Origin of the sequence: Pseudomonas sp. RC2C2, from assembly GCF_018390435.1 — a bacterium.
Taxonomy (GTDB): Bacteria; Pseudomonadota; Gammaproteobacteria; order Pseudomonadales; family Pseudomonadaceae; genus Aquipseudomonas; species Aquipseudomonas donghuensis.
In genome coordinates this window covers 1,838,360-1,860,246 of record NZ_JAHBAX010000001.1, presented here as the reverse complement: position 1 = coordinate 1,860,246, position 21,887 = coordinate 1,838,360, and the positions used below count along the sequence as shown (strand labels likewise).

17 protein-coding genes and 2 pseudogenes are annotated in these 21,887 nt (G+C 62.1%); 13 read left to right on the top strand and 6 right to left on the bottom strand.

Going from position 1 to position 21,887, the window contains the following annotated elements; translation table 11 throughout:
* Positions 1-7: 7 nt before the first annotated feature.
* The gene (locus KHO53_RS08615; RefSeq protein ID WP_036995012.1) at positions 8-415 is read right to left on the bottom strand and encodes a lysozyme inhibitor LprI family protein; all 408 of its coding nucleotides are present in this window, start codon (positions 413-415) and stop codon (positions 8-10) included.
* Positions 416-609: 194 nt separating this feature from the next.
* On the opposite strand from KHO53_RS08615, the gene KHO53_RS08610 reads away from it, so the two are divergent.
* Both KHO53_RS08610 and KHO53_RS08605 read left to right on the top strand, forming a co-directional pair.
* On the top strand, positions 610-1,317 hold the full coding sequence (locus tag KHO53_RS08610) for a winged helix-turn-helix domain-containing protein (RefSeq protein WP_010221337.1): 708 nt from the start codon (positions 610-612) through the stop codon (positions 1,315-1,317).
* Complete coding sequence (locus tag KHO53_RS08605) at positions 1,318-2,607, top strand: ATP-binding protein (RefSeq protein WP_036995013.1); 1,290 nt, start codon at positions 1,318-1,320, stop codon at positions 2,605-2,607.
* 3 nt (positions 2,608-2,610) lie between these two features.
* Here KHO53_RS08605 and KHO53_RS08600 read toward each other — a convergent pair whose 3' ends face one another.
* Positions 2,611-4,437: a serine hydrolase domain-containing protein gene (locus KHO53_RS08600; RefSeq protein WP_213570190.1), complete on the bottom strand. Its 1,827-nt coding sequence runs from the start codon at positions 4,435-4,437 to the stop codon at positions 2,611-2,613.
* 250 nt (positions 4,438-4,687) lie between these two features.
* On the opposite strand from KHO53_RS08600, the gene KHO53_RS08595 reads away from it, so the two are divergent.
* The 6 genes from KHO53_RS08595 (at position 4,688) to etfB (ending at position 12,408) form a co-directional block, all read left to right on the top strand.
* Positions 4,688-5,665: a dipeptidase gene (locus tag KHO53_RS08595; RefSeq protein ID WP_010221340.1), complete on the top strand. Its 978-nt coding sequence runs from the start codon at positions 4,688-4,690 to the stop codon at positions 5,663-5,665.
* A gap of 75 nt (positions 5,666-5,740) precedes the next feature.
* Positions 5,741-6,271, top strand: a complete 531-nt coding sequence (locus KHO53_RS08590; RefSeq protein WP_010221341.1) for a 4-vinyl reductase — start codon at positions 5,741-5,743, stop codon at positions 6,269-6,271.
* Between the two features lie 15 nt (positions 6,272-6,286).
* Entirely contained in the window at positions 6,287-8,347 is a 2,061-nt protein-coding gene (gene dgcA / locus KHO53_RS08585; protein WP_010221342.1) for a dimethylglycine demethylation protein DgcA, read from the top strand.
* A 102-nt stretch (positions 8,348-8,449) separates the two neighbouring features.
* The gene (dgcB, locus tag KHO53_RS08580; RefSeq protein WP_100781787.1) at positions 8,450-10,399 is read left to right on the top strand and encodes a dimethylglycine demethylation protein DgcB; all 1,950 of its coding nucleotides are present in this window, start codon (positions 8,450-8,452) and stop codon (positions 10,397-10,399) included.
* The gene (gene etfA, locus KHO53_RS08575; protein WP_036995016.1) at positions 10,399-11,622 is read left to right on the top strand and encodes an electron transfer flavoprotein subunit alpha; all 1,224 of its coding nucleotides are present in this window, start codon (positions 10,399-10,401) and stop codon (positions 11,620-11,622) included. The genes dgcB and etfA overlap by 1 nt, the downstream gene beginning before the upstream one ends.
* A 15-nt stretch (positions 11,623-11,637) precedes the next feature.
* On the top strand, positions 11,638-12,408 hold the full coding sequence (gene etfB, locus KHO53_RS08570; RefSeq protein WP_010221345.1) for an electron transfer flavoprotein subunit beta: 771 nt from the start codon (positions 11,638-11,640) through the stop codon (positions 12,406-12,408).
* A 649-nt stretch (positions 12,409-13,057) separates the two neighbouring features.
* Here the strand turns inward: etfB and KHO53_RS08565 are convergent.
* Both KHO53_RS08565 and gbca read right to left on the bottom strand, forming a co-directional pair.
* Positions 13,058-13,986 (bottom strand): annotated as a pseudogene (locus tag KHO53_RS08565) (IS110 family transposase).
* Positions 13,987-14,232: 246 nt separating this feature from the next.
* The gene (gene gbca / locus KHO53_RS08560; RefSeq protein ID WP_213570189.1) at positions 14,233-15,525 is read right to left on the bottom strand and encodes a glycine betaine monooxygenase oxygenase subunit; all 1,293 of its coding nucleotides are present in this window, start codon (positions 15,523-15,525) and stop codon (positions 14,233-14,235) included.
* 286 nt (positions 15,526-15,811) lie between these two features.
* Between gbca and gbcB the strand changes: the two genes are divergently transcribed.
* Positions 15,812-16,912 (top strand): glycine betaine monooxygenase reductase subunit, encoded by a 1,101-nt coding sequence (gbcB, locus tag KHO53_RS08555; RefSeq protein WP_010221348.1) that lies wholly within the window; start codon positions 15,812-15,814, stop codon positions 16,910-16,912.
* 29 nt (positions 16,913-16,941) lie between these two features.
* Here the strand turns inward: gbcB and KHO53_RS08550 are convergent, their stop codons facing one another.
* Positions 16,942-18,567: a methyl-accepting chemotaxis protein gene (locus KHO53_RS08550; RefSeq protein ID WP_010221349.1), complete on the bottom strand. Its 1,626-nt coding sequence runs from the start codon at positions 18,565-18,567 to the stop codon at positions 16,942-16,944.
* Between the two features lie 275 nt (positions 18,568-18,842).
* Between KHO53_RS08550 and KHO53_RS08545 the strand changes: the two genes are divergently transcribed.
* The 4 genes and pseudogenes from KHO53_RS08545 (at position 18,843) to KHO53_RS25940 (ending at position 21,457) form a co-directional block, all read left to right on the top strand.
* A complete protein-coding gene (locus KHO53_RS08545; protein ID WP_010221350.1) occupies positions 18,843-19,073 on the top strand; it encodes a hypothetical protein in 231 nt (76 codons plus the stop codon).
* Positions 19,070-19,372, top strand: a complete 303-nt coding sequence (locus KHO53_RS08540; protein ID WP_010221351.1) for a cell division protein ZapA — start codon at positions 19,070-19,072, stop codon at positions 19,370-19,372. Before KHO53_RS08545 ends, KHO53_RS08540 begins: the two co-directional genes overlap by 4 nt.
* Positions 19,373-19,519: 147 nt before the next feature.
* Positions 19,520-20,596 (top strand): annotated as a pseudogene (locus KHO53_RS25945) (cache domain-containing protein); the annotation flags it as partial.
* A gap of 123 nt (positions 20,597-20,719) precedes the next feature.
* Positions 20,720-21,457 carry a methyl-accepting chemotaxis protein gene (locus KHO53_RS25940; RefSeq protein ID WP_374045288.1) on the top strand — a complete coding sequence of 246 codons (738 nt, stop codon included), beginning with the start codon at positions 20,720-20,722 and terminating at the stop codon, positions 21,455-21,457.
* Positions 21,458-21,551: 94 nt separating this feature from the next.
* On the opposite strand, the gene KHO53_RS08530 is transcribed toward KHO53_RS25940, so the two are convergent.
* On the bottom strand, positions 21,552-21,821 hold the full coding sequence (locus KHO53_RS08530) for a hypothetical protein (protein WP_100781784.1): 270 nt from the start codon (positions 21,819-21,821) through the stop codon (positions 21,552-21,554).
* Positions 21,822-21,887: the final 66 nt, after the last annotated feature.

Sequence of the window (21,887 nt, the reverse complement as noted above, 5' to 3'; positions counted from 1 at the left end):
GCTGTTCTCAATCGGAGTTTTGCAGCCCCAGGGACTGCAAGTATTCGGAGCGATCATCGCTACGTTGGGCAAGGCAGGTGTTCAATGCCGCGTCGAAGTCCTTGCCGGGTTTTTGCTCAAAGGTCTCGACCTTGCAGTCGGCGTCGCGCAGCTGCTTCCACAGCGCTTGGGCGTCGTTCAGGCGTTTGCTCACGTCGCTGATCTTCGCGCTTTGACCGGCGTATTGTTCCTTGATTCGATCCAGCAGGTCAGTAAACGCGGCATCGAGTTCGCGTTCGGCGGTGGTGCGGCTGTATTGAGCGCATTCATAGCTTTGCTGGTCGGTTTCGACGTTGTCGCACGGGGTACTTTCGTCGTCCTCGGCATGGGCGCCGAATGCCAGCAATACCAGGGCCAGCCCTACCATCGTTCTCATCTGCGACATCCTCCGAAAGCTTGCGCGAACATGGGCGCCGATTCTCGCTCAGCGCCGCAGCAAAGAACAGGGTAGCCGTTGCACCTGTGAAAAAGCGTGCAGGTTGCGTGAACACTTATTCACAGACGTTTCATAAAGGTGCACATAAACTTGGCGTTTAGCCACTATCCTCACTCTTACCCTGTGGAAACGCCATGGAATGCTCCGGACTGATCAAGGTACTGCTGGTCGAGGATGACTTGAAGCTGGCCAGCCTGGTTGCGCATTTTTTAGCCGAGCACGGCTTCGAGGTGCACTGTGTGCACCGGGGTGACGAGGCACTGGAGGCCTTTTTGGGCTTCAAACCGGCGCTGGTGGTACTCGATCTGATGCTGCCCGGCCTGAGCGGCCTGCAAGTATGCCGGGCAATTCGCAGCCAGGCGGCCACGCCGATCGTGATCCTCACTGCTCGCGAGGATGATCTGGACCATATTCTCGGCCTTGAGTCCGGTGCCGACGACTACGTGATCAAACCGATCAAGCCGCCGGTGTTGCTGGCCCGGCTGCGGGCCTTGCAGCGGCGTAAGGGCAGTGACCCGAGCGAGCGCGACAGCCTCGAGTTCGGGCGCCTGAGTATTGACCGGGCCAGCCGCGAAGCACGCTTGGGCCAGCAGGTCATCGAACTGAGCACCATGGAGTTCGAGCTGTTGTGGTTGCTGGCCAGTTCCGCCGGGCAAATCCTTTCCCGCGACGATATCCTCAGCCATATCCGTGGCATCGCCTTCGACGGCCTCAACCGCAGTGTCGATGTCTACGTCAGCAAGCTGCGCAACAAGCTGCACGACAACCCGCGTGAACCGCTGTGCATCAAGACAGTGTGGGGCAAGGGGTATCTGTTCAACCCCTTTGCCTGGGAGCTGTAGATGCTGCGCCTGTTTCTTGGCCTGTTCATCACCCTGGTACTGGGCTTTGCCCTGGCGATCACCGCGGTCGACCATGTGTTCACCTGGCTGCTCAACGCCCCCACCGAGGTCTACCACCGCGAAGCGGTACGTGGGCCAGCGTACAGCCTGGTGGAGCAACTGCGCCCGCTTACCGCTGAGCAGCGCCAGCGGCGTCTGGACGAATTGCAGCCCAATTACGGCCTGGGCCTGAAACTGGTCGACGCCGGGCAGTTGCAGCTGGATGAGCGCGAGCGTCAGTTGCTGGCAAACCGGCAACTGGTGGTTCGCAAGGAGTTCACCCAGTTCATCAGCCCCATCGACGGTAGCAGCCAATTGCTGAGCATCGACTTGCCGCCTGAGCCCGAGCTGACCCGTACCTATACCGTCGGCGCCTACGCGATGCTCGGCGGCTTGATCGGTATTGCCCTGTTTCTCTGGGTATGGCCGCACTGGCGTGACCTTGAGCGCTTGCGCCTGGCGGCCCAGCGTTTTGGTGACAACGACCTGAGTTCACGTATCTACTTGTCGCGGCGCTCGAACATTCGGGAGCTGGCCGAGCACTTCAACCAGATGGCCGGGCGCATCGAAGGCCTGATCGCCAACCAGCGTGAGCTGACCAACGCAGTTTCCCATGAGCTGCGCACTCCCATTGCACGCCTGACCTTCGAACTCGAACAACTGCGCCGGCTGGCCCGCCAGGAAGGCTGCGGTGCGTTGATCGACGAAATGCACGCCGACCTGGGCGACCTGGAGGAGATGGTCTCGGAGTTGTTGACCTATGCCAGCCTTGAGCGTGGCGCCACCGAGATCAAGCGCGAAACCATCCAGGCCAACCATTGGATCGACAGTGTCCTGGGCAGTGTCGCTCTGGAGGCCGAGGCGGCCGGTGTGCAGCTGTCGCTTGAGGCGTGTACGGTACAGAGCATTCGTATCGAGCCGCGGTTCATGGCGCGGGCAGTGATCAATCTGTTGCGCAATGCCATTCGCTATGCCGCCGGTGAAGTCCGGGTCAGCCTGCAGCGAGAAGGTGAGCTGTATCGCCTCGTGGTAGAGGACGACGGCCCAGGCGTACCGCTTGCCGCCCGAGAGAAGATCTTCGAGCCGTTCTCGCGCCTGGACGCCAGCCGTGACCGACGCACCGGTGGCTTTGGCCTTGGCCTGGCGCTGGTGCGTCGGGTCTCGCAATGGCACGGCGGCTATGCCCAGGTGGGCGATAGCCGCGAAGGTGGCGCCTGCTTCGTGTTGAGCTGGCCGCACGTCGATGGCTGAAACCTAGAGCTGCAGGCCGGCGTCCTGGTCTGGGCTGCGCACAAAGCGATAGCCGAGCACCCGCAAGCCGTCGCTATGCCGAGTCAGGGTGTTGCCCGCGCCCAATGCGCTGCCGGCCAGCAGGGCATGGGCGTCATCCAGTGGCTGGACCACGAATTCACCCAGGGTTTCGCCTTTGCGCCGGCCCTGGGCCAGCAGCAGGCCTTGATCGATGTGCAAGGTCAGGCCGTCGAGCAACGGTTCGCGCTCGTTGGGGCTGATCAGGCGATAGCGTCCGACACTGGCTTGCCAGTCGGCGGGTATCGGTCCGGGGTCAATGCGCTCGCCCAGTGGCAGGGTCTGGCCGTGGCGCCTGACTGCCAGCACTTCTTTGCCCGCGACGCTGATCACATCCAGCTGAAGTTGTTCGAGCAGGCCCAGATCCAGCGACCACAAGCCCAACAGTTTTTTCTGTGCCCGCAGCCAGCCTTGACTGTCGCGCAGCAGTTCGACGCGCTTGCCGCCCAGTTCGGCAAACAGTTGATGGCGCTGGTCCTTGAGGCGAATCACGCCCAACGGGCTGGCGTACAACCCGGCCAGGCGCTGGCGGTCGTGAGGGCTGGGCGCCGCGGCAGCGGCCAGCGGCGGCAGGCTCGGCGCACAGTCGCGCGGGCAGACGAGCTGGTTGCCTTGGGCCTGGAGCATCAGGCGCAGGGCCTGAGTGGCCACTTCGCTGACCAGTGCTTCGGCGGTGTCGGCATTGGCCATCACCACCACCGCCAGCTGTGGCTCGGGTAGCACGCTCAGTTGCGCGGCAAAATCGCCAGTCGAGCCACTGTGTTGCCATTGTTGCAGCTGCGGCCCGATGCGCGGGTCGCCGCAAGGGCCCAGGTACCAGGCAAGGCCTATAGGGCAGTCGAAGTCCAGGGCATTGGCACGGTTCTGTTGGCGGAACATCTCGGCAACCGACTGCTGGCTCAGCAGCTGCCTGCCATCGAAACGTCCCTGGGCGAACAGCATTTGCACGAACTGGCCAACATCCCGTGGCGTGGTCCACAAGCCGCCGGCGGGCAGGTCGCGGATCTCCTCGTCGCTGCTGGGCTGACCTTGCAGGTAGCCTCGGGCGCGATAGGGTTGCAGCTCGCTATTGCCGACGAAACTCGAATGTTCCATGGCCAACGGTTGCAACAGGTGCTGCTGCAGGCGGGTTTCGAATGGTTGCCCGCTGCTGCGCTCGATGGCTGCACCGAGCAGGGCAAAACCCAGGTTGGAATAGGCCATCTGCGTGCCCGGCGGATTGTTCAGCCACAACCCCGAGGCCTTCTGCGGCAGGTACTTCAATGGATCATCAGTGCGCAGGCGAGGCAGGAATTCGCTCGGCAGGCCGGCCTGGTGGCTGAGCAGGCGGCGCAAGGTGATGGCGTCGTTGGCGCTGCGGGCATCGGCGTGAAAGCGCGAGCGCACGCGAAACTCCGGCAGGGTGCGTGACAACGGTGCGTCCAGGCTCAGGCGCTGCTGCTCGACCAGTTGCAGGGTGGCGCTGGCAGTGAACAGCTTGGACAGAGAACCGGCGCGAAACGCCGTGGTTGGTGTTACACGCATGTGTAGCGCCTCGTCAGCCAGACCGAAACCTTCGGCCCAGACCAGCTCCTGGCCGTCGATCAGCGCCAGCGACAGGCCGGGCACGTGGTTCTTGCGCATCTGCTCGGGGATGCTCTGGCGCAAGTGTTCGATGACCGCCCGATAGTCGCCCTTGCCGATCGGCGGCAGGCTCGTCGGCGCCCGTTCGCCGCAACCGGTATTGACGAGCAGCAGGCCGAACAATGAAGCAAGGCGAAGCGAGCGAAGCATGAGGCACCTGGGCGGGAATGGCGGTCAGTGCATGCTAGGGCAGGGGCCTGCGGCAATCTTTGAGCGGATTGTCGGGAAACTGTTAAAGACTGTGCCACGGCGACCTGCAACGCCCCTTTGTCGCTCTTTGACGCTTTCGGCAATTCCCCTGTCGTTTTTGCATCTGGGCGACATTGCCCCTAGGCATATGCTGGCCCCAAAGCGCCGGCAGACGATTCGGCGCAGGTTTACCAATAAAGGGGACAGCCTGATGAGCCCAGCCGAATTACACGCAGACAGCATCGTTATCGACGGGCTGATCATTGCCAAATGGAACCGCGAGCTGTTCGAGGACATGCGCAAGGGTGGCTTGACTGCGGCCAACTGCACGGTGTCGGTCTGGGAAGGCTTCCAGGCCACGGTCAACAACATCGCCGCCAGCCAGAAGCTGATCCGCGAGAACAGCGACCTGGTGATGCCGGTGCGTACCACCGCCGACATCCGCAAGGCCAAGGAAGTGGGCAAGACCGGCATCCTCTTCGGCTTCCAGAACGCCCATGCTTTCGAAGACCAGATCGGCTATGTCGAGGTGTTCAAGCAGCTGGGCGTAGGCATCGTGCAGATGTGCTACAACACCCAGAACCTGGTCGGCACCGGCTGCTACGAGCGTGATGGCGGGTTGTCGGGCTTTGGCCGCGAGATCGTCGCCGAGATGAACCGCGTCGGGGTCATGTGCGACCTGTCCCATGTCGGTTCCAAAACGTCCGAAGAAGTCATCCTCGAATCGAAAAAACCGGTGTGCTACTCCCACTGCCTGCCTTCCGGGCTCAAGGAGCACCCGCGCAACAAGTCCGATGAAGAGCTCAAGTTCATTGCCGACCACGGCGGTTTCGTCGGCGTGACCATGTTCGCGCCGTTCCTGGCCAAGGGCATCGATTCGACCATCGACGACTATGCCGAAGCTATCGAATACACCATGAACATCGTCGGTGAAGACTCCATCGGTATCGGTACCGACTTCACCCAGGGCCACGGCCAGGACTTCTTCGAGTACCTGACCCACGACAAGGGCTACGCCCGGCGCCTGACCAACTTCGGCAAGATCATCAACCCGCTGGGCATCCGCACCGTGGGCGAGTTCCCCAACCTTACCGAGACCCTGCTCAATCGCGGCCATTCCGAGCGCGTGGTGCGCAAGATCATGGGCGAGAACTGGGTCAACGTGCTCAAGGATGTCTGGGGCGAATAAGCCGCCAGTAACCGTCTTCCGCCCCCTGCCACAGGCGCAGGGGCAGCCAACCAAAATTTCTGGAGTTCAGTTTCCATGGCCAAGATCGCCCCGCAATTGCCTATCGAAGTCGACAGCGAGACCGGTGTCTGGACCAGCGATGCCCTGCCGATGCTGTACGTGCCGCGGCATTTCTTCGTCAACAACCACATGGGTATCGAGGAAGTGCTGGGCGCCGACGCCTATGCCGAGATCCTCTACAAGGCCGGTTACAAGTCCGCCTGGCACTGGTGCGAGAAAGAGGCTGAATGCCACGGCCTCGAAGGCGTAGCGGTGTTCGAACACTACATGAAGCGCCTGTCCCAGCGCGGCTGGGGCCTGTTCAAGATCCAGGACATTGACCTGGACAAGGGCACTGCCAGCGTCAAGCTCGAGCACTCAGCGTTCGTCTATGTCTACGGCAAGGTCGGGCGCAAGGTCGATTACATGTTCACCGGTTGGTTCGCCGGGGCCATGGACCAGATCCTGGCGGCCCGCGGCAGCAACATTCGTACGGTCGCCGAGCAGGTCTACGGCGGTTCGGAAGAAGGCCACGACGATGGCCTGTTCATCGTCAAGCCATTGTAAGTCGAGGATCCCGCCATGGCTTTCGAAGCAATGTTCCAGCCGATCCAGATCGGCAAACTGACCATCCGCAACCGGGTACTGAGCACCGCGCACGCCGAGGTCTACGCCACCGACGGCGGCATGACCACCGAGCGCTACGTGAAGTACTACGAAGAGAAAGCCAAGGGCGGCATCGGCCTGGCCATTTGCGGTGGCTCCTCGGTGGTGGCGATCGACAGCCCGCAGGAATGGTGGGCCTCGGTGAACCTCTCGACCGACCGCATCATCCCGCACTTTCAGAACCTGGCTGATGCCATGCACAAGCATGGCGCCAAGATCATGATCCAGATTACCCACATGGGCCGCCGCTCGCGCTGGGATGGTTTCAACTGGCCAACCCTGATGTCGCCATCGGGGGTGCGCGAGCCGGTGCACCGTGCCACCTGCAAGACCATCGAGCCGGAAGAGATCTGGCGGGTGATCGGCAACTACGCGCAAGCCGCGCGCCGGGCCAAAGAAGGCGGCCTGGATGGCGTCGAGCTGTCGGCGGTGCACCAGCACATGATCGACCAGTTCTGGAGCCCGCGGGTCAACAAGCGTACCGACGAATGGGGCGGCACGTTTGAAGGCCGGATGAAATTCGGCCTGGAAGTGCTCAAGGCCGTGCGTGCTGAAGTCGGCCCGGATTTTTGCGTGGGCATGCGCATCTGCGGTGACGAATTCCATCCCGATGGCCTTAGCCACGAGGACATGAAGGAAATCGCCAAGTACTACGATGCCACCGGCATGCTGGATTTCTTCGGCGTGATCGGTTCGGGGTGCGACACCCACAACACCCTGGCCAACGTTATCCCCAACATGAGCTTCCCGCCCGAGCCGTTCCTGCACCTGGCGGCCGGCATCAAGGAAGTGGTCAAGGTACCGGTGCTGCACGCGCAGAACATCAAGGACCCCAATCAGGCCACGCGCATCCTCGAAGGCGGCTATGTCGACATGGTCGGCATGACCCGCGCGCACATCGCCGACCCGCACCTGATCGCCAAGATCAAGATGGGCCAGATCGACCAGATCAAGCAGTGCGTCGGTGCCAACTACTGCATCGACCGCCAGTACCAGGGCCTGGATGTGCTGTGCATCCAGAACGCGGCAACCTCCCGTGAATACATGGGCGTGCCGCACATCATCGAGAAAAGCACCGGGCCCAAGCGCAAGGTGGTGGTGGTTGGCGCCGGGCCTGCGGGGATGGAAGCCGCTCGTGTGGCGGCCGAACGCGGCCATGACGTCACCCTGTTCGAGAAGAAAGACGCCATCGGCGGGCAGATCAGCATCGCTGCCAAGGCGCCGCAACGCGACCAGATCGCCGGTATCACCCGTTGGTATCAACTGGAGCTGGCGCGCCTGAAGGTCGACCTGCGCCTGGGCACTGCGGCCGATATCGACACCATCCAGGACTTGCGTGCGGACATTATCGTGCTGGCGGTGGGCGGCCATCCGTTCATCGAGCAGAACGAACACTGGGGCGCCGCCGAAGGGCTGGTGGTCAGCAGTTGGGACGTGCTCGACGGCAAGGTGGCGCCGGGCAAGAACGTGCTGGTGTACGACACCATCTGCGAATTCACCGGCATGTCGGTAGCCGACTACATCGCCGACAAAGGCAGCCAGGTGGAGATCGTCACCGACGACATCAAGCCGGGCGTGGCCATTGGTGGCACGTCGTTCCCGACCTACTACCGCAGCATGTACCCCAAGGAAGTGATCATGACCGGCGACCTGATGCTGGAAAAGGTCTACCGCGAGGGCGACAAGCTGGTGGCGGTGCTGGAGAACGAATACACCGGTGCCAAAGAGGAGCGGGTGGTCGACCAGGTGGTGATCGAGAACGGCGTGCGCCCGGACGAGGCGCTGTACTACGGGCTCAAGGAAGGTTCGCGGAACAAGGGTCAGATCGATATCGAAGCCCTGTTCGCGATCAAGCCGCAGCCGATCCTCAGCCAACCGGGCGAAGGCTACCTGCTGTACCGCATCGGTGACTGCGTGGCGCAGCGCAATACACACGCGGCCATTTACGACGCACTTCGGCTTTGTAAGGATTTCTAAGGCAGCTGCAAGCGGCAAGCTTCAAGCGGTAAGCAAGAGCAACGCGGTGTTGCCCTTGCTTGCGGCTTGAGGCTTGAGGCTTGCACCTGAAAGGTGCCTCTGATGTTGAACACCCTTATCCCCATCCTCCTGTTCGCCGCCCTGGGCCTTGCCGTCCTCGGCGCGCTGCGGCGCGTGCGGATGTGGCGCCAGGGTCGGCCGTCGAAGGTCGATCTGCTGGGCGGCCTGCTGGCCATGCCACGGCGCTATATGGTCGACCTGCACCACGTGGTCGCCCGCGACAAGTACATGGCCAACACTCACGTGGCCACGGCTGGCGGCTTCGTCCTGGCAGCGGTGCTGGCGATCCTGGTGCATGGCTTTGGCCTGCATAACAAGATCCTTGGGTTTGCCTTGCTGTTCGCCACCGTGCTGATGTTCGGCGGTGCGCTGTTCGTCTACAAACGCCGCCTCAACCCGCCAGCACGGTTGTCGAAAGGCCCGTGGATGCGCCTGCCGAAAAGCCTGCTGGTGTTTGCCGCGAGCTTCTTCATCGCCACCTTGCCGGTGGCCGGGATTCTCCCGCAGGGCTTCGGCGGCTGGCTGTTGGTGGCGTTGCTGGGGATTGGCGTGCTGTGGGGCGTGTCCGAGCTGTTCTTCGGCATGACCTGGGGCGGGCCGATGAAGCACGCCTTCGCCGGTGCCCTGCACCTGGCCTGGCACCGGCGCGCCGAGCGCTTTGGCGGTGGCCGTTCGACCGGGCTCAAACCCATCGACCTTGAGGACCCGCAGGCGTTGCTGGGGGTAGAAAAGCCCAAGGATTTCACCTGGAACCAACTGCTCGGCTTTGACGCCTGCGTACAGTGCGGCAAGTGCGAGGCCGTGTGCCCGGCGTTTGCCGCAGGCCAGCCGCTGAACCCGAAAAAACTCATCCAGGACATGGTCGTTGGCCTGGCCGGCGGCACCGATGCCAAGTTTGCCGGCAGCCCGTACCCTGGCAAGCCGATCGGCGAGCATGGCGGCAACCCGCATCAGCCGATCGTCAACGGCCTGGTCGATGCCGAGACCCTGTGGTCGTGCACCACCTGCCGCGCCTGCGTCGAGGAATGCCCGATGATGATCGAGCACGTCGATGCCATCGTCGACATGCGTCGCCACCTGACCCTGGAAAAAGGCGCGACGCCGAACAAGGGCGCCGAGGTGCTGGACAACCTGATCGCCACCGACAACCCTGGCGGCTTCGCCCCGGGTGGGCGGATGAACTGGGCGGCGGACCTCAACCTCAACCTGCTCGGTGACATCAAGACCGCCGAAGTACTGTTCTGGGTCGGCGATGGTGCCTTTGACATGCGTAACCAGCGCACCCTGCGGGCTTTTGTCAAAGTGCTGAAAGCTGCGCAAGTAGACTTTGCCGTGCTCGGCCTGGAAGAGCGCGACAGCGGTGACGTGGCCCGGCGCCTGGGCGACGAAGCGACCTTCCAGCAACTGGCCAAGCGCAATATCCAGACCATGGCCAAGTACAGCTTCAAGCGCATCGTCACCTGCGACCCGCACAGCTTCCATGTGCTCAAGAACGAGTACGGTGCCTTCGGCGGCAACTACCTGGTGCAGCACCACAGCACCTATATCGCCGAACTGATTGCCGCTGGCGCGCTCAACCTCGGCCAGCACAAGGGCGGCAGCGTGACCTATCACGACCCGTGCTACCTGGGCCGCTACAACGGCGAGTACCAAGCGCCGCGCGAAGTGCTGCGCGCCCTCGGCATCGAGGTCAAGGAGATGCAGCGTTCGGGCTTCCGCTCACGCTGCTGCGGCGGTGGCGGCGGTGCGCCGATTACCGATATTCCTGGCAAACAGCGTATCCCCGACATGCGCATGGACGACATCCGCGAGACCGCCGCCGAATTGGTTGCCGTGGGTTGTCCACAGTGCACGGCGATGCTCGAAGGCGTGGTCGAACCGCGTCCGTTGATCAAGGACCTGGCCGAACTGGTCGCCGACGCCATCCTCGAAGAACCGGCCTCGGCGAGCAAACCCGCCCCGGCAAAGCGTGAACCTGCGGAGGTGCACTGATGAGCGACATTATTCGCCGTGATCCGCGCGCCGAGTGGATCGCCCGTAACCGCCTGCACCCGCTGCACGCAGCCATGCAGCAGGGCCAACAGCACAGCTGGATGGGGCCCAACGGCATCATCCGCAAGAACCCCCATGGGATCGGCTTCATCGGCCCCAACGGTATCAAGCGCATCGACCGCAGCGGCGCCCAGCAGGGCGGCAGCAGCAAGCGCACGGCAGCAGTGGCGGTGCAATTGCCGCTGCACCAGGTGGCGCAGCCGGCGTTCTACATTGCCGTGGTCCCGGACATGGTCGGCGGGCGCCTGGGCAGCCACGACCGCGACCTGTTGGGCCTGGCCCACAGCCTGGCCGGCAGCGACGGCGCAGTGCTGGCGGTGGTGTTTGGCGAACACAAGGAAAGCAACTTTTCCACAGCCGGCGTTGATCGCCTGCTGGTGATCGAAGGCGAGGCGTTCGCAGGTTACGTACCGGAGCAACTGGTGCAGGGTCTGCGTGCTGTGGATAACCAGTACAGCCCGCGCCATTGGCTGCTGCCAGACAGCCGCACCGGTGGCGGCGAGCTGGGCCGGCGCCTTGCCGCGGCCATTGGCGAACGTCCGGCGACAAGAGTCTGGCAAGTCAAAGATGGGCAATGCAGCGGCCGTGCCGGCGCTGGCCAGCAGGACCTGATCCGCGGCCTGCCACGGTTGATCCTGGCGGCTGCCGAATGCGCGGAACCGGTCAGTGAAACTCGCCACGAAGCCTTGCCCGTGCAGTTATCCACAAGCGCGGCGCGCAGCTTGTCGCGTATCGAAGACCTCGGCCCGGTGGCCGTCGACCCGGCTGCCATTGCCATGGCCGAGGCCGAGTTCATTGTCTCTGGCGGCAATGGTGTCAAGGACTGGGAGCTGTTCCACCGCGCCACCGTTGCCCTCGGCGCTACCGAAGGCGCCTCGCGGGTAGCGGTGGACGACGGCTTCATGCCGCGCAATCGCCAGGTCGGTGCTACCGGTACCTGGGTGACCGCGCGGGTTTATGTGGCTGTGGGTATCTCCGGGGCGATCCAGCACCTGCAGGGCATCGGTGCCTGCGACAAGGTGGTGGCGATCAACATGGACCCGGGTTGCGACATGATCAAGCGTGCCGACCTGTCGGTGATTGGCGACAGCGCGGCGATTCTGCAAGCGCTGATCGAGGCTGTGGAAAACTACCGCAACGACGCCAAGCGCGATGCGGCCTAAGGGCAGGGGACAACTATGCACACCAAGGTCATCAGTCTGGTTTCAATCGGTGCCCACCCAAGCTCCGGCCGCAGCCGCCGCGCCGAGCAGGATGCCCGGGCAGTGGAACTGGGCCTGCAGCTGGCTGGGGATAACTTGCAGGTGCTGCATGCCGGCGACCCGCAGGAGCCGGCTTTGCGCGCCTACCTGGGCATGGGCCTGGAACACATCGACGTGCTCGAACAGCCGCAAGGCGCCGATGCCCTGGGCGTACTCGGTGACTACCTGCGCGACGCCGGTGCCCAGCTGGTGCTGACCGGCAGCCAGGCGGAAACCGGCGAAGGTTCGGGGATGCTGCCGTTCCTGCTGGCCGAGCGCCTGGGCTGGCCGTTGGTGGTGGGCCTTGCCGAAGTGGAGTCTATCCACAACGGCGTGGCCCAGGTCCTGCAGGCCCTGCCACGGGGCCAGCGGCGCCGCTTGAAGGTGCGCCTGCCGTTGCTCGCCACTGTGGATAACGCCGCGCCCAAGCCGCGCCAGAGCGCGTTTGGCCCCGCCCGGCGTGGTGTATTGGCGGCGCGCCAAGTAGCGATTGTCGCAGACGAGTTATTCACAAGTGCCGAACTGCAACCGGCCAAGCCGCGGCCTAAACGCCTCAAGGTGATCAAGGCCAAGAGCGGCGCCGACCGTATGAAAGCCGCCACCGCCAAGGCCAGCGGCGGCGGTGGGCAAGTGCTCAAGGACGTCAGCCCTCAGGACGGCGCGCAAGCCATCCTCAAGCTGCTGGTGGAAGAGGGCGTGTTGCGCTGACAGTTGCTCACAAAGTCTGTTGGCCGATCTGTGGATAAAGTGTTTGTGTATGGCTGGAGGGCACGCATTGCGTGCCCTTCGGCGTTATGGTCAAAAAATGATCAGGCTAAGTTGTGGATTTTTCGAGGTTTTCTTCCCAGGGCGGCAATGAGTTTGCCCACAATCGCTGTTGGCGGGTCTGTGGATAATATGTTCGCCCATGGCTGAGAGGCCCGTGGCGCAAGGGCTGCGTAGGGTTGATCAGAAACTAGCCAATTGTCTTGTTTATGCCTGCTCAGGCCCGGTATTTCGGTCGCTCAAGGCGTTATCCACAACGGTTTTTTAGCGCTTCGACTTTTGCACACAAAGTCTGTTGGCGTCTCTGTGGATAAGGTGTTCGCCTTCCGCTGTGAGCCTTGTATTTAAAGGCGTGTAGAGATTTGATCAAATTTTGATCAATAAAATTTCGCGGGAAAAACAACGACTTGCCCACATTAGCTGTGGGCTGTCCTGTGGATAAAGTGTTTGCTGTGTTGACGGGCCCAGCGGGGCCGGGGGATTGCGGTAGGTGGTCAAAATTTGTACAGGCTGGTACGGCCCCATCGCTGGCAAGGCCAGCTCCCACAGGGTTTGCAGGTATACACACCACCTGTGGGAGCAACTGTCTTGATCAGGCTGTTTGCACTCGCCAAGGGGTATTGTCCCGCAGCATTGCATTCAGCCTGACGATCAGCACCCGCATGCAGGCTACGAGGGCCACTTTGGCGCACTTGCCACGCTCCCGAAGTGCTTCGTAGCGTGCTTTAAATTCCGTGTTGTGGCGGATGATGATCCAGCTCGACATGTACAGAACTCGCCTTACATGCGCCCGCCCCCCCATATCTGGCGGTGCCCTCGATGGCTACCGCTATCGTTGTTGTAAGGCGCTACGCCCACCAGCGCGGCGATTTGACGGCGGTCCAACTGCCCCAGTTCAGGCAGTGAGGCGAGCAGATTTGCGGCGGTTACTCGACCGATTCCGCTCACCGCCAACAACTGACGCGCCCTGGTATCGTCAAGTTGCACCATCGCCTGGTCAATTTCTTCGTCGAGGCGTTTGATCAGCACTTTCAGCTGTTCTATGTGCTCATCAAAGTGGGCCATCACCATTGCCGAGCGGCATTGCAGGCGACGCCGCTTGTAGTCATCACGGCTCTGCACAAATTGGGCGCGCTGCTTCACCAGCTCTCGCAGCTCTTCGCGTTCAGGGCTGACCGGTTGGCCTTGAGGGGCGCTGAGGTGTGCAGTGAAGTCCGCAAGGACTTCGGCGTCGATCTTGTCGGTTTTGGCTTTTTTACCCATGGCATCGGCGAATTTTCGGGCACGGGCTGGGTTGATGCAGATGGTTTCGAAACCCGCTGAGCGCAATGCAATCAGCACCTCTTTCTCGTAGCCGCCGGTCGCTTCAATCAACACTCTGCTGATCTTGAAGTCCTTCAGTCGCCCGATCAGCACATCAAAGCCTGGGCGTTCATTGACTACTTCGAAGCGGATTTTCTGAGGTTTGATGCAGATTTCCAAAGTGGCTTTGGCAGTGTCGATTCCAACAGAAGACAACATGGCTGAACCCTCTTACACTCAGTTGTGAGAGCGCTCTGGCTTGGCCCACGCTTGTGATTCGAGAGGCGCTCAATCAACTGTTCGGGCTCGGGCCAGGGTGGAGAGGTGAATGGCAGCTTTGCTCCCACACGTGCTTTAAGCACTACCGGCGTACAGCTTGCCATTCACCGCTCTCACTTCTGATTCTATTCCTACCTAAAGACACAAGCCGGCTTTGCCGGCGATAGGCCGCAAAGCGGCCCCGCTTTACTGCGCAGCCACACCCTTCAGATAAGGCGCCGGCGCCGCCCCCAGGTTGCTCAGCATCCGCTCGCTGTACCAATCGACAAAGTTCACCACACCAAACTCGTAGGTCTTCGAATAAGGCCCCGGCTGGTACGCCGTCGAGTTGATCCCGCGCTGGTTCTCTTCCGCCAGGCGCCGGTCCTGGTCGTTGGTGGCATCCCACACCTGACGCATGCGCGCCGGGTCGTAATCCACACCTTCAACCGCATCCTTGTGCACCAGCCACTTGGTCGTGACCATGGTCTCCTGGGCGCTGATCGGCCACACGGTGAAGACGATCATGTGATCGCCCATGCAGTGGTTCCAGGAGTGCGGCAGGTGCAGGATGCGCATCGAGCCCAGGTCCGGGTTCTGGATCCGGCCCATGAGCTTCTGGCAGCCCTGCTTGCCGTCCAGGGTCATCGATACCGTGCCCTTGAGCAGTGGCATGCGCACGATGCGGTTGCGCAGGCCAAAGCTGGCGTGGGCGTAGGGGATCTTCTCGGCGTCCCAGGCGGCGGCGGAGGCCGCGACGTGGTCCTTGAACGCCTGGTCTGCGCGCGGGTCGGTGACGTCGTCCCATTCCAGCAGGGTTTTCAGCAGTTCAGGGTGCGAGCCGCTGCAGTGGTAGCACTCGCGGTTGTTTTCCAGCACCAGCTTCCAGTTGGCCTTTTCCATCAAGGTGGTTTGCACCGCCACCTTGGTGTTCTCCATGTCGTAGGGTTCCATGTAGTGGGTCAGGGTGGCGAGGAAGTCATCGATCGCTGGCGGGTTTTCAGCCAGGCTGATGAAGATGTAGCCACCGGCGGTCTTGACGTTCACAGGCTTGAGCCCGTACTGCTTCATATCGAAGTCGGCGCCCATCTCGGTGCCGGCGAACAGCAGGCGGCCGTCCAGCTCGTAGGTCCACTGGTGGTAGTGGCAGACCAGCTTGGCGACCTTGCCCTTGTCGCTGGTGCACAGGCGCGAACCGCGATGGCGGCAGACGTTGTGGAAGGCATGCACCTGGCCTTCGGCGCCGCGCACCACCAGGATCGGGTTCTTGCCGATCTGCAGGGTGATGAAGTTGCCCTTGGTCGGGATTTCGCAAGTCATCCCGGCGATCAGCCATTCCTTCTGGAAGATCTCTTCCATGTCGATCTGGAACAGGCGCTCGTCGCAGTAGAACGGCTGTGGCAGCGAGAAGGTCCGCTCGCGGCTCTGCAGCATCTCGGCGGTGGCCTTGCGTGCAGGTTCCAGTGGATCGCCCAGACTCAAAGTTGCGGTGACGTCCATCGTGTAGGTCCTCATGGCCAGTGCTTGTGGCCGGTGAAAGTGGCTAATCGTTGTTATGGCGACGCAAGGCTCAAATACAGCAGGATCATTTGCGATGGAGTGTGCGTTCGAAGTGCGCATGAACCATATCCATGGGCGACATGATCAGATCCGTTTCCGACGCGCCAGCCCCTGTAGCCGGGGGCTGGTCGCGATAAGCACGCCAATGTCGCGGATAGGTAAGTGTCGCCTGCGCGGCTTGCGCAGAATCGCAGCCATCAGGCCGCAGTCGGCCGTGGAGACGAGCATGTCCAACAGCTTCCTCAATCCGGTCAGCACCCAGACCTGGGCCAACGGCCGCCATATCGTGCGTTGCGTCAAGGTGATCCAGGAAACCTGGGATGTGCGCACCTTCTGTTTCATGGCCGACCAGCCGATCATGTTCTTCTTCAAGCCCGGGCAGTTCGTTACCCTGGAGCTGGAGATCGACGGCGAGCCGATCATGCGTTCCTACACCATCTCCAGTTCACCGTCGGTGCCTTACAGCTTCTCGGTGACCATCAAGCGTGTACCCGGTGGCAAGGTTTCCAACTGGTTGCACGACACCCTGCACGAAGGCCAGGAGCTGGCGGTGCACGGACCGGTGGGGCTGTTCAACGCCATCGACTTCCCCAGCCCCAAGGTGCTGTACCTGAGCGGCGGCGTCGGCATCACCCCGGTGATGTCCATGGCCCGCTGGTTCTACGACACCAACGGCAATGTCGACATGGTTTTCGTCCACAGCGCGCGTTCGCCGAAAGACATCATCTATCACCGCGAGCTGGAGCACATGGCCTCGCGGATCGACAACTTCAGCCTGCACATCATTTGCGAGAAGCACGGCCTGGGCGAGCCCTGGGCGGGCTACCGCGGCTACCTGAACCAGAAACTCATGGAGTTGATCGCCCCGGACTATATGGAACGGGAGATCTTCTGCTGTGGCCCGACGCCGTACATGAACGCGGTCAAGCGCTTGCTGGAAGGCAGCGGCTACGACATGAGCCGCTACCATGAGGAGTCGTTCGGCGCGACCCCGGCCGAGGTCAAGGCCGATGCCGTCGAGCACGCCGAACAGGCCGCTGAAGCCGCCGAGCTGGACGCCGGCGACCTGCACCAGGTGGAGTTCACCGCCACCGGCAAGAGCATCCGCGTGGCCCCGGGCGAGACCGTGCACGCGGCGGCGGCCAAGCTCGGCCTGATGATCCCCAAGGCCTGCGGCATGGGCATCTGCGGCACCTGCAAGGTGCTCAAGCTGGGCGGGGAAGTGGAGATGGAGCACAACGGCGGCATCACCGATGAAGACGTCGCCGAAGGCTATATCCTTTCGTGCTGCAGCGTACCGAAAGGGGATGTGCGGATCGAGTACTGAGTAGCGACTTGACCCGCGATGCGTTTGCGTTACACGCTGAAACGTGCCACCAGCCCGCTCAGGTCCACCGCCAGGCGCGACAGTTCGGCGCTCGCTGCGCTGGTCTGGTGGGCGCCGGTGGCCGACTGCACCGACAGGTCGTTGATGTTGACCAGGTTGCGGTCCACTTCGCGGGCGACCTGGGCCTGCTCTTCGGCCGCGCTGGCGATCACCAGGTTGCGCTCGTTGATCTCGGCCACCGCACCGGTGATGGTTTCCAGCGCCAGGCCGGCGCCGCGGGCGATGTTCAGGGTCGACTCGGCACGCTCGGTGCTGTTGCGCATGGAGTTGACCGCTTGCTCGGTGCCGCCCTGGATGCTGCCGATCATCCGTTCGATTTCGCTGGTCGACTGCTGGGTGCGGTGAGCCAGGGCGCGTACTTCATCAGCGACCACGGCAAAGCCGCGACCGGCCTCACCGGCACGGGCCGCTTCGATGGCGGCGTTCAGGGCCAGCAGGTTGGTCTGGTCGGCCAGGCCGCGAATCACGTCGAGCACTTTGCCGATATCGCGCGATTCTTCCGCCAGGTTGCCGATCAGTTCGGCAGTGCCTTGCACGTCGGTGCTCATGCGCTCGATGGCGCTGACGGTTTCCATCACCAGGTCACGGCCGTCGCCGGCCGAGCGGGTGGCTTCCTTGGAGGCTTCCGAGGTGCTCACGGCATTGCGTGCCACTTCTTCCACGGCGCTGGTCATCTCGGTGACGGCGGTGGCGGCCTGTTCGATTTCGTTGTTCTGCTGCTGCAGGCCACGGGCGCTTTCGTCGGTGACGCTATTCAGCTCTTCAGCCGCCGACGCCAGTTGGGTCGCGGAGCCGGAGATCTGCTGCAGGGTATCGCGCAGCTTGTTCTGCATCTTGGCCATGGCTTTGAGCAGGCGCGCCGCTTCGTCCTGGCCTTCGGCCTGGATGCTGCGGGTCAGGTCGCCTTCGGCGATACGCTCGGCAGCCTGCAGGGCCTCGTCGATCGGCTTGACGATACTGCGGGTCAGCAGCAGCGCGCAGACCAGGGTCAAGGCGGTGGCGGCCAGCAGCAGCCCGATCACCAGAGCGACCGCACTGGAATACTGGTCGGCAGCGGTGCGGTTGATCTCGCGGGTCTGCTCGGTATTGATGCTGATCAGTTGATCCATGACGCTGTTGATCTGCTCGGAGCTGTCGAGCATGTCGCGGTTGATCAGATTGCGCAGGCTGTCCAGGTCATTGTTCTGCGATGCCAGGCGCATGCGGTTTTCCAGTTGGCGGTACTGGCTCAGCAACTGCACGTACTGGTTGTAGGCGGCGCGTTCCTGGCTGCCGGAGATCAGCGGCTCGTACACCCGGCGCGCGTCATCGATCTGCTGGTTGCGCTGGTCGACCAGCTTGAGGGTGGCCTGCAGGGTGTCGGCTTCGCGGTTGAGCAGCAGGCGGTACGACAGGGTGCGCAGGCGCAGGGTCAGCTGGGTCAACTGGTCGAGGTTGGTGATGCTCGGCACCGTCGAGTTCTCGATGGTTTCGCCGGCCTGGCGAATCTTGCTCATCTGGTTCAGGGCGAACAGACCCAGGGCCAGCATCAGTGCACCGATCAGAGCAAAGCCCAGAAGCGCGCGCGGGGCGATATTCATATTGCGTAGGGACATGGTGGTATCCAGGAAGGGAAAAGGGCACGCGAACCGTGCGCCAGAATCAGGACTGCCATGCCTATCGGTCGGCCGGGTAAAGACTTGAGCCGACGACGACAAAATTGTGAGCCAGCTATCTTTTTTCCTGACCGGTGGTAGGCAAAACGGGGAACCTGACCGACATCGGTGGGTCAATCTGCACCAGGCCGACGCGTCTAAACCCGATATCCCTGGCGAGCACGCGGACTTTTCTTTATCGTGTGCGCCCCCTGAAACACCCCGAGAAGGCAATCATGTTGGAAACTTCCCTTAGTCAACTGGAGCAACTGGTCAGCGACCTGGTGCAGAAGAATCAGGAACTGACCGAGCGCAACGCGCAGATCAGCGCCGAACTGGCCCAGGCCAAAGACGAAAACGACAGCCTGCAACTGAGCCTGCTGGAGCAGGAAGAAAAGCAGGGCGCTACTGCCGCACGCATCCAGGCCCTGGTTGAGCGTGCCAGCGTTGGTACCGTGAACGCATGAGAACCTCAGCGCAGCCGATCAATGTCGTGTCGATCCTCGGCAGCGATTATTCGATCAAGGCCCCCGAAGGCCAGGAGCAGGCGCTGGCGCAAGCAGTGCAAATGCTCAATGCTTCATTGGCCGATACCAAGCGTAAATACCCGACCCTGATCGGTGACAAGCTGCTGGTACTGGCAGCCCTCAACCTGTGCTCGCAGCAGATCGAACTGCAACAGCAGCACCAGCAGGCCCTCGACCGTTACCAAGAGCAAGTCAACGCCACGGTCGATGTGATTGCCCGGACCATCAGCAACAGCTGATCGCGTCAAACCCCTCGCTAGACCTTTTTGCCAGCTCACCACCTTCGGGAGGGTGGGCCGGCATTGCTGTGGATTGGATTGTATTTTCTGTTGTATACAATTGGCCTGTCTCTTGCACTACAGGGCTTATTTACCCAGGGGAAATACATGCAGTTCTGGCGGCGCAGTATCCAGTGGCAATTGATCGCAAGCATGGGCGCAGCGCTGTTGCTGAGCATTCTGATCGTGGTCGGCATCTACAGCGTGGCGGTCAATCGGCTGACCGAGCGTTACCTGGTCGACACCGCCTTGCCGGCGAGCATTGAGGCGATTCGTAACGACATCGAACGCATGCTTGGCCGACCGTTGACGGCGGCGGCCGACATTGCCAGCAACACGTTGCTGCGCGATTGGCTGGCGGCGGGGGAAGACAGCGCCCAGGCGCCGCAATTTATCGAGTACCTCGAAGCCCTGCGCAAACAGAACCATGCCTTTACCGCGTTGTTTGCCGCTACAGCGAGCAACCACTATTACAACGAGAAAGGCCTGGACCGCACCCTCAGCCGCAGCAACCCGGCGGATAAGTGGTTTTTCGGCTTTATCGACAGTGGCAACCCGCGCCTGCTGAACATCGACACCGACGGCAGCACCGGCGAACTGGCGCTGTTCATCGACTATCGGGTGGAGAAAGCCGGCCAACTGGTGGGTATCGCCGGGCTTGGCCTGCGTATGACCGAACTGTCCGAATTGATCCACAACTTCAGCTTCGGCGAACGTGGGCGGGTGATGCTGGTGCGCGGCGACGGTTTGATCCAGGTGCATCCGCAGCAGGAATTCAGTGGCAAGCGGCAGTTGGCCGAGCAGATTGGTGGCGAAGCTGCCAAGGCCGTTCTGAGCCGTGAGCAGGGCCTGCACAGTAGCCGCTTCGAGCGCGATGGCGAGGGCTATCTGGCCCTCAGCCTACCGCTGCGTGACCTCAACTGGACCCTGGTCGCCGAGGTGCCAGAAGCACAGATCTATGCCCAGGTGCGTGAGACCGTCTGGCTGACTAGCCTGATTGGTGCAGCGGTCGCGCTGGTATCGCTGTTGCTGGTGGTGCTGCTGGCACGCGGCATCGTCCGTCCCATCCGCCGCGTGACCGGCGCCTTGATGGCCATCGGCAATGGCGGCGGCGACCTGACCCAGCGCCTGGACGAAAACCGCGCTGACGAGCTGGGCGACCTGGCCCGTGGTTTCAACCGTTTTCTCGACAGCCAGCGTGACCTGATCGGCGAAGTGTTGAACACCAGCGAACGCTTGCGCGCGTCGGTGGCGCAAGTGACGCAAGTGGTGGACAACACCGCCGAACGCTCCGGCCGCCAGCAGGAAATGACCGAAATGGTCGCCACTGCCGTGCATGAGATGGGCCTGACCGTTCAAGACATAGCGCAGAATGCCGGCAACGCCGCCGTGGCGTCTGAAACCGCGCGCAGCGAAGCGCTGCAGGCCCGCGAAGTGGTGCGCCGCTCAATTGCCCATATCGAGGGCATGTCCGACGAGATTGGCCAGGCGGCCAGTGCGGTGAGTGAACTGGCGACGGAAGTCGCCTCGATTGACGAAGTCTTGGCGGTGATCCGCAGCATCTCCGAACAGACCAACCTGCTGGCGCTCAACGCGGCCATCGAGGCGGCGCGGGCGGGCGAGATGGGCCGCGGCTTTGCCGTGGTCGCTGACGAAGTACGGACCCTGGCGCGGCGTACTCAGGTGTCCACCGATCAAGTGCAGCAGATGATCCTGCGCCTCAAGCACGGCGCGGGCAGTGCGGTCGCGTCGATGCAGGCCGGCCAGGCAGCGACCGGAACGGGGGTGGAGTCGAGCCAGCAGACCGGCGCTTCGCTGGGCACCATCACCGATCAGGTCGAGCACATCAGTGACATGAACCATCAGGTGGCGACGGCGACCGAAGAGCAGTCGGCGGTCACCGAGGAGATCAACCGCACCGTGCAGGGGATATCCGACCTGGCGCGGGAGACGGCGGTGGATGTGCAGGGCTGTCGGCAGGAGTGTCAGGCACTACGCGGCTTGGCCGATGATCTGGCGCGGCAGATGGGGGGATTCAGGCTTTAGACCGGGCGAACTCATCGCCGGCAAGTCGCAGCGCGCGATCTGCGAGCGCTGGCTTGTCGGTGATGAAACACTTCAGTTGGACGCGACGCCACTGTTACTTTTTGAGCAGCTCTGCGAGCTTGCTATCAACGGCAGTAACTTCACTGGCGACAAAGATGATGGACCAATGGGATCCAGTGTCGGTAAATGGACTAAAAATCTTATAATCCACGGAAACTTGCTTAAAATTTCTGCCGCCCAAATGAAGCACGGTTTCGTCTCCCTTATTTAAATAGGCATATCCGTCCAGATGACTCATGCCTATTTCATAGATTTCGCCGTCGACAATAAAGTGCACGGCGTGAATCAGTTTAATCTCTGACATGTGAGTATCTCCATAAGTATTGACCAAAACCCAGTGGTTAGTTAACCGGGTAAACCAACTATATGT

Excerpts from the sequence above, each read along its gene's own strand:
- KHO53_RS08600 (WP_213570190.1), bottom strand. The coding sequence starts at position 4,437 with ATGCTTCGCTCGCTTCGCCTTGCTTCATTGTTCGGCCTGCTGCTCGTC.
- KHO53_RS25940 (WP_374045288.1), top strand. The coding sequence starts at position 20,720 with ATGACCGAAATGGTCGCCACTGCCGTGCATGAGATGGGCCTGACCGTT.
- KHO53_RS08605 (WP_036995013.1), top strand. The coding sequence starts at position 1,318 with ATGCTGCGCCTGTTTCTTGGCCTGTTCATCACCCTGGTACTGGGCTTT.
- KHO53_RS08540 (WP_010221351.1), top strand. The coding sequence starts at position 19,070 with ATGAGAACCTCAGCGCAGCCGATCAATGTCGTGTCGATCCTCGGCAGC.
- KHO53_RS08550 (WP_010221349.1), bottom strand. The coding sequence starts at position 18,567 with ATGTCCCTACGCAATATGAATATCGCCCCGCGCGCGCTTCTGGGCTTT.
- gbca (WP_213570189.1), bottom strand. The coding sequence starts at position 15,525 with ATGGACGTCACCGCAACTTTGAGTCTGGGCGATCCACTGGAACCTGCA.
- etfA (WP_036995016.1), top strand. The coding sequence starts at position 10,399 with ATGAGCGACATTATTCGCCGTGATCCGCGCGCCGAGTGGATCGCCCGT.
- KHO53_RS08545 (WP_010221350.1), top strand. The coding sequence starts at position 18,843 with ATGTTGGAAACTTCCCTTAGTCAACTGGAGCAACTGGTCAGCGACCTG.
- KHO53_RS08610 (WP_010221337.1), top strand. The coding sequence starts at position 610 with ATGGAATGCTCCGGACTGATCAAGGTACTGCTGGTCGAGGATGACTTG.
- etfB (WP_010221345.1), top strand. The coding sequence starts at position 11,638 with ATGCACACCAAGGTCATCAGTCTGGTTTCAATCGGTGCCCACCCAAGC.
- KHO53_RS08530 (WP_100781784.1), bottom strand. The coding sequence starts at position 21,821 with ATGTCAGAGATTAAACTGATTCACGCCGTGCACTTTATTGTCGACGGC.
- KHO53_RS08615 (WP_036995012.1), bottom strand. The coding sequence starts at position 415 with ATGAGAACGATGGTAGGGCTGGCCCTGGTATTGCTGGCATTCGGCGCC.
- KHO53_RS08590 (WP_010221341.1), top strand. The coding sequence starts at position 5,741 with ATGGCCAAGATCGCCCCGCAATTGCCTATCGAAGTCGACAGCGAGACC.
- gbcB (WP_010221348.1), top strand. The coding sequence starts at position 15,812 with ATGTCCAACAGCTTCCTCAATCCGGTCAGCACCCAGACCTGGGCCAAC.
- dgcA (WP_010221342.1), top strand. The coding sequence starts at position 6,287 with ATGGCTTTCGAAGCAATGTTCCAGCCGATCCAGATCGGCAAACTGACC.
- dgcB (WP_100781787.1), top strand. The coding sequence starts at position 8,450 with ATGTTGAACACCCTTATCCCCATCCTCCTGTTCGCCGCCCTGGGCCTT.
- KHO53_RS08595 (WP_010221340.1), top strand. The coding sequence starts at position 4,688 with ATGAGCCCAGCCGAATTACACGCAGACAGCATCGTTATCGACGGGCTG.